Raw genomic sequence first — 6846 nt, 5'->3', positions numbered from 1 at the left:
CGATATTATCTTCCCAAATCCCGGTTTCTACCTGGTATGAACTTATTGGAGAGGGTACACTAGCCGATGCGATTTTAGACCGGATTGTTAACTCTTCTCATAGAATAGACCTGAAAGGAGACTCTCTGAGAAAAGGAATTCTAAAGCAAGATTAATTTTTTTTTTACTAAATTGTACCACACTTTTAAAGTGGCACCCATGAGACCGGAATCACTGGCATGGACCCTCCGAAATAGCCAGCAGGTTAGAAATAGACAATAACCTGGTGGAAAATAAAATCCGGCCAGTGGCTATCGGTAGAAAAAATTATCTGTTTGCAGGTTCCCATGATGCTGCCCAAAGAGCAGCCATGATTTACAGTCTATTGGGAAGCTGCAAATTGAACAACGTCAACCCCTATGATTATTTAAAAGATGTACTCCAGAGATTACCAGAACACCCCATCAATAAAATAAAAGAGCTACTCCCTAATAATTGGAAGCCTAAAAATTAAAAAAAACTACCCTCAGGGAAAAATGCTACTTTGTTAGATGGATACAAAAATTCAGTGGGATCCCCAGGACCCACATGAATTTGGTCCCTTATTATTGTATGCCGTTTTTATTTTATACATTAAGTTTTAAGCGTTGGGGCAACCATACTCTTTGGCAAGTTTTGGCTTGTGCGGTTGCTTTGAGCCACTTGACAATGTGTATGGATGCAAGCGTTTGGATTCATTTTCAAATCCTTATCACATTAATTTCTTGACTATCTATTAACACTGAATCTTCATATTTAAACCTGGATAGCTTCTTTTGAAGGAACAAATTCTTCTCAATAGATCTAATCTGTTCTAGTCCATTTTCAGAAACTGTAACAAACCAGCCTTCTCCAACCTCTCCGTCCTTACGGGGTGTCATGCTAGTATTTCCATTTGACCAATAAATCGATTCTGCCATTAATTCACCATCAGAGTTTTTCCATGCAAATAGTTTAGTTGGTTCAGGCTCCCACCTCAGATGTCTTGCCAAAACAGGGTTAATAGCGATCCATTTCGATTTTATATCAAATTGGTCAAATCTATGATCCCTGATTACAACGATAAATTGTCCTCCACCTCCCATATCATGATAGTTATTGCTTAATTGGTGAAAAACAGAGCCAAAAATGTAATTGTCTTCTTCATCAAATTCCTCTTTTACAGAAACTTGATACATGTATTCTTCAGTTGGAGAGCCCCAATCTAAATTTTTCACTTGATTGTATTCCGCTATGATCTTGAAGGTTTCGTTGTAGTCTAGAAGTGACTCGCTTAATCTTTCTGATTCACCTATTCGATCCAACCAATCATTGCCAACACCTCCAAAATCTCTCTCTTTAATGGTTTGAATAAATTCAGGTTTAGCTATTTCTGTAAAAAACTGAACAGCATTATCATAAGAGATTAATAGATTCTGAATTCTTCTGTCATCAATTGTTCCAGAATCTATTAATTCATTGGCTACATGCATTAGGGCTCTTCGAGCAGCAATTACCCTTGGTCTGGGGTAAGAATATTTTAAGTATATTTCTTCTAAATGATTTCTTAGCTTTTTTTCATATTCAACCGTCCATTCATCCTCTCTACCAATTTTTTTCATGATCGAGTAGGCTCTATAAATAAGGTTAGGTTCATCAATTCCAGACTCATCTGATAAAATTTTGATTAAAAATTCAAACGGTCTTATAAGGTCCCTGGGGTCATTAATATCAACTTCTGGGAAAAAAGGGTCAATCTCTTTTTTAAAATCTGGCTTCCCGTTTTCTGGAATATGTAAAGAGTATACTTTAGGTAATTGAATGCTTTTTGGAGTTGGAATTTCTTCCCCTATTGAGGAAAGTATGTCTATTGCATTTTTTCTTAATAGATAATCGTTTGATTGAGCTAAACTGCTAATCTTTGATTTAAGCGAATGAACTTTTGGAGAGTCGAGTGCAGATAATTTTATTATCACATCTACACATGAGTAATCATCTAAACTACCATTCAGTAACTGAGTCAGAGTATAATCATCATCTTGATTGATATATTTTGACAATAGCAGTAAGGATTGTTCCTTTACTAATGATACAGGGCTTTCTGCTAAATATAACAAGTAATCGACTAATGTTTCCATGATTGGTCGATTTAATGATGGGAGAATAGGTAAATCCGTAACCTGCTTACTATTCGACATCAATCTTTGTAGGTATCCATATATTTCAGGCCAAAGTTTTTCCTCATCATAATTTTCTGTTAGAAGTGGAACAATGTCATCAAGATGTTCGATATATGAACTCGGATAATTACTGTTTACAGTGTCATGAGCAAATACTTCAAATGCCTTATTAGATGAGATTACGGGATTGATTTGTTTCAGTGCATTAAACGCATTGATTCTTGTTCCTCCATCATAATATTTAACCCATCCTGATTCGCTTGATAGCTCAATACTTTTATTAGCTAAACTAGTTGCCAGTTCAGTATTACCTAAACTTAAGGCGGCTTCACTTAGTTTGGCATAGAAATCCGACTCTCTTCTTCCAATTCTTGCTAGTTTGGCAACTTCTTCAATTTGACCTGAAGACAATAGTGGAGTTATTTTATCTATAACTTTTGACCAATTAAAAAATGAATTTGCCTGATCTTCTTCTTGAATAATTTTCTTGAAATCATCAAAATTTGTAACACGTTCTAGCACTTCATTTTCATCAATACTTTCATGATCTGTCTTTAAAGTCAATGTATTAGAAGAGTTTGGAGAACTGCCTCTTTCGTTTTTTACAGGTACATTAAATGATGGATAATAATCTTCTGCTTTTAGTCCTTTAGAGGTATAGAAGTCATCAATTTCAGATAGTAAGTAATGTCTAGTTTCTTCGTAAGCTTTAATTTCTATTGCCGAAATAATGGAGTGAGCATGTTCTAGTAAAAAATCTTCTTTAAAAATTTCATACCCTTTTTCTAGAATTGATTTGAGCAGAGAAGAATCTGAAGATTCGGCAAGAAGCAGATATAAATCATTGTACAGTTGAACAATACTTTGGAACTCTTCCTCACTTTTTGATCGTAGGACGAAATGTTTGATAAAAAGAGTAATGGTATCTTTAAAATCGACCAGATCATTTTCTAATTGCCAAATGGCCTGTTCAAGACCATCATTCAAATCATGTTCAAACGTTACTGCTAATAATTCTTCAGAAGCATTCCAATAAGCTCTTCCTTCCGTGGTTTCTTTAATATGGTTTAAATGAGATAAGAACCACTTAATTCTTTCAGTAGCTCCTGATGGGTTTTTATGGTTTATTTTTCTTAACCATTCAATCCAGGTACTAAATTGATAATCTTTTCTATAACCTACTCCAATAGATTCTTGAATTGCCTGTTTGAGCCATTTTTCAGCTTCCTCCAACTCGTCTAAAATAAACCATACTTTTGAGTGAGCCAAACATTCGGTTATTCGACCATCTATATCATGATCATCTAACATTGAATTCTCTAAGGACCTCAACTGTATTACTGCTTTTTCAGCATCAAACCCATTATTCAAGAGGGATTTAATGATTTTACGTTGGATACTTGTACTCCAATATTTTGGGGAATTTTGAAACTCGCCAAATAAATAATCTCCTAATAATTCTAGTTTTTCAGAGCCCAATTCAGATACTGCCGATATCAAAAAATCAAAATATTGCCCTTTTGCCTGTGTCAGCTTATACCAATAACTATTTCTGTGAGATATTTCTTTGTAGTAAAACTGAACTATTGGAAATACTCTTTTAATAGGATCTCCAGATATTGGTGTTTGAAGAATTCCTTCAGTTAGAATTTGAGTAGTAATACATAACATTCGTTCAAACTCTACCATGACTTCTTCATCAGTACCTTTCGCAACAGATGGAATTGCAGACGTAATAGAAACCCCTTTTCCAGATAGATTAAGTAATTTGTTAAGTTTGATTAATGGAAGGAAGGAGTCTAACGAATCATCATATCCCAACCGATCTTTACCCACATTAGAAGGTTGTTCAACTTCCTTAATCCAGCTAAATGTTTCATCTAAGTCACGGGTAACTTTATAAACTAAATCGGCAATGAATATTTTACCAATAGATTCTGTCTTCTCTTTAGTGAAATGAAAGGTTAATAATGACAAATATTCATTCGCTCGACTATTATCTTCTAAATCAAGGCATTGCTCGATAGCATATTTTATAAGTTGGAAAAGGGAATTCCTTCCTCTCGAAGACGTGGGATCTATTTTTTTCGTGACTTTATTGAAATCATCCCACTTATTTTGATCAACTAAACTATAACCAAGATTCGAGAGCAATCTTAGCTGTAAATCAGATTCGTTTTCTTCAAATCTGTTTTCTCGGATGCTATCTGAGAATTGAATTTTATCAATTGTTGAGATAATATTCTCAGTCGTTTCATAAAAAGGAGATGTATAAATCCATTCTTCTAAAGAGTCCCTTATTTCTTCGTATCTGTGAGAATCATCAATTTGTATCCCCGAATCTGTAATGATTTCTGGGTAAGCTAAATTGTATAAAGTTGCTCCTTCAGATTTGTGTCCATATTCAATAAACAAACGACATGCTTTGAATGCATAAGATTCGCTACAGTGTAAGGTGTTACCAGTTCTTAGATAATCTCTAGCTAAGTCAAATTTATTTAAGAATAAGAGTTCTTCTGTAAATGATGCAGGGTCAATATTGAATAACCTTCTTTCAATTTCTGCCAGTGAAAAAAGATATCTTACTAGCGTATTAACGTCCCTATTTTGTCTAGCTATTTCAACACCTAATTTTGCATCTTGCTTAATCTCTTCTGCTGGTCGGAAGTTAAGTAGTTGTTCAGTAAAACTATCTGGTGTAACTACTGAAACAAACCTATCATATTGCTTTGCTTGAAATAGATGATGATTCTGTTTCCAAGATTTCTCAATCTCTGACTTTACATAATAATCAGCCAGCTGATTATGATATTTGATATTACCTGTTAGGTCATATTCTCCAGTTAAATAATTAAGGGAGGTATGATGAAGAAGGAATTGCTTGAACGAATTATGAAAGAAAGACAAAGTTCTTTCGGTTTCATTAAAAAGAAACCTAGCCTTTTCACGAAAGGACTTTAGTACACTAGGTTGGAAACCCCACTCCTGAATGAACTGAAGATTGATAGAACCATTAATTCTGGCAATTAAACCTAAGAATTGAATCTGGCTATCTTCTTTCTGAATAGGCTCCCATATTTTTTTATAATAATTATCAATACTACCATCGATAACTTCAAAAGATTCGATTGTATCGTCAATCGAATCTGCCTTATTAATTTTTTCAACTAAGTAGGACAGGTATAATGGATGTCCTTGTGATTTCTCAAACACTCGCAACTTTTGAGCACCAGTAAGTTGAATTGAAGAATCAAGATTATCAATGTACTTGTATACTTCCTCCTTTTTTAGTGAATCAATTTGAATAGTTCTATCTCCATTCTGAAATTCAGTTTTAATTTCCTGTTGAATGTCTTCAAGTTCATAGGACTGGCTACCTAGAATAATGAACACACCATCAGGTAAAGTAGATGGTAAAGGAAGTTCACGCAGGAAGCTATTTGTTGTTGATTTGTATTCTCTAGGAACATGATCTAGTCCATCAATCAATATTATGGTCGGTCGACCATTTGTCACAAAATCTTCTCCGATTGCTCTTAATTGCTCATTGAATACATCCTTTAGAAAAAGCAAGTCTTTATATGGAAGTATGTCTCTTTTATATATCCCAGCCTCCTTTAATTGAAAAACTAAATCGAAAAAAAGATGAGTGGCATTTCCTCTTTCATAAAAGTTTAAGTGTGAAGATGGATTAACGAAATCAAAGGCGTAGTACCTAATTATTCGTGTTTTTAGACCTTTCGACCATTGATTCAATAAAGTAGATTTTCCAGTACCTGGGCCTCCCAGCAAAAACAGGTAGCCATTTTTATGCTCCTCTAATTTTGAATTTAATAAGTCAATGGTTGTTTGAATCGGTTGGTATCTTTGTCTATCAACTATTAACTCATGATTAAAAATTGTTTTAAATCTGTCAGACCAACCTAATTCTTTAATAATTTCTTGTCGAGTAAATTCAACGACTCTTTCTGGGCTGGCAACCTTTTCAACAATAAATCTGCTGATCTGCTGAAGGTCTTCGTCTTCCTTGGAATATTTGATATTTCCAACACTAAACTGTTTTTGTTTGTAGTCAGGTTGAAAATCAAAACTGGCTACAAACTCTTCAAATTCGGAATCATTGAGTTTTGAACTCTCTTTGAACTCTCCAAGAACTGAATTCCACTTAACATCAACAGATTGATTGGATTTTGTCTTTGTCCAGACTTCCAAAAAGAAGTCTCGAAATGAACCAATTTTAGTATCGCCTTCCTTCAAGCTATCATGGGAGGAAATAGGCTTGTTAGTGATTAGATGAGGAATTATCCTTTTGCCAGGATTAGCTGCTTTTAAACTCTTCCAACTTGAGGTTATAAGAGGTAGCAACTTTGTGAAATTTGCGAATGATATGTTCGCATCTGCGATAGTCCATTTTACTTGGTAAGCATGAATTTCTGAATGAGTGGAATATTGTATGTCATCTAGTTTTTCAGCTTTGGGGTCTGCTATTCGAATCCATTCAAGCTTTTTATTTATTAGATTCAAATAGACAAACCAAGCGAATTCATCAAATTGAGGCAAATAGCCTCCCATTGCTGCTCTTTCTCCACTTGCTGATACTATTTCTTCACTCATTATTATTTTTAATCTATATGCGTTTGGCTAAAAAATAGCTCTTTTGGTTTTTTAA

At 34.3% G+C, this 6846-nt stretch carries 2 protein-coding genes and 1 pseudogene; 2 read left to right on the top strand and 1 reads right to left on the bottom strand.

Going from position 1 to position 6846, the window contains the following annotated elements:
* Both A3EM_RS44030 and A3EM_RS0129780 read left to right on the top strand, forming a co-directional pair.
* On the top strand, positions 1–155 hold a 155-nt coding region (locus tag A3EM_RS44030), incomplete at its 5' end, for an ATP-binding protein (protein ID WP_044240220.1).
* 86 nt (positions 156–241) lie between these two features.
* A pseudogene (locus tag A3EM_RS0129780) lies at positions 242–475 on the top strand (transposase domain-containing protein); the annotation flags it as partial.
* Between the two features lie 244 nt (positions 476–719).
* Here A3EM_RS0129780 and A3EM_RS0129775 read toward each other — a convergent pair.
* On the bottom strand, positions 720–6791 hold the full coding sequence (locus A3EM_RS0129775; RefSeq protein WP_020531911.1) for an NACHT domain-containing protein: 6072 nt from the start codon (positions 6789–6791) through the stop codon (positions 720–722).
* Positions 6792–6846: the final 55 nt, after the last annotated feature.

It is taken from the genome of Flexithrix dorotheae DSM 6795 (assembly GCF_000379765.1).
Lineage (GTDB): Bacteria > Bacteroidota > Bacteroidia > Cytophagales > Flammeovirgaceae > Flexithrix > Flexithrix dorotheae.
The sequence above is the reverse complement of the archived record's forward strand: the minus strand, read 5'-3'. Positions and strand labels throughout refer to the sequence as shown.

What these genes read in the sequence shown, in the direction of transcription:
- A3EM_RS0129775 (WP_020531911.1), bottom strand. Translation starts at nt 6,791, where the DNA reads ATGAGTGAAGAAATAGTATCAGCAAGTGGAGAAAGAGCAGCAATGGGA.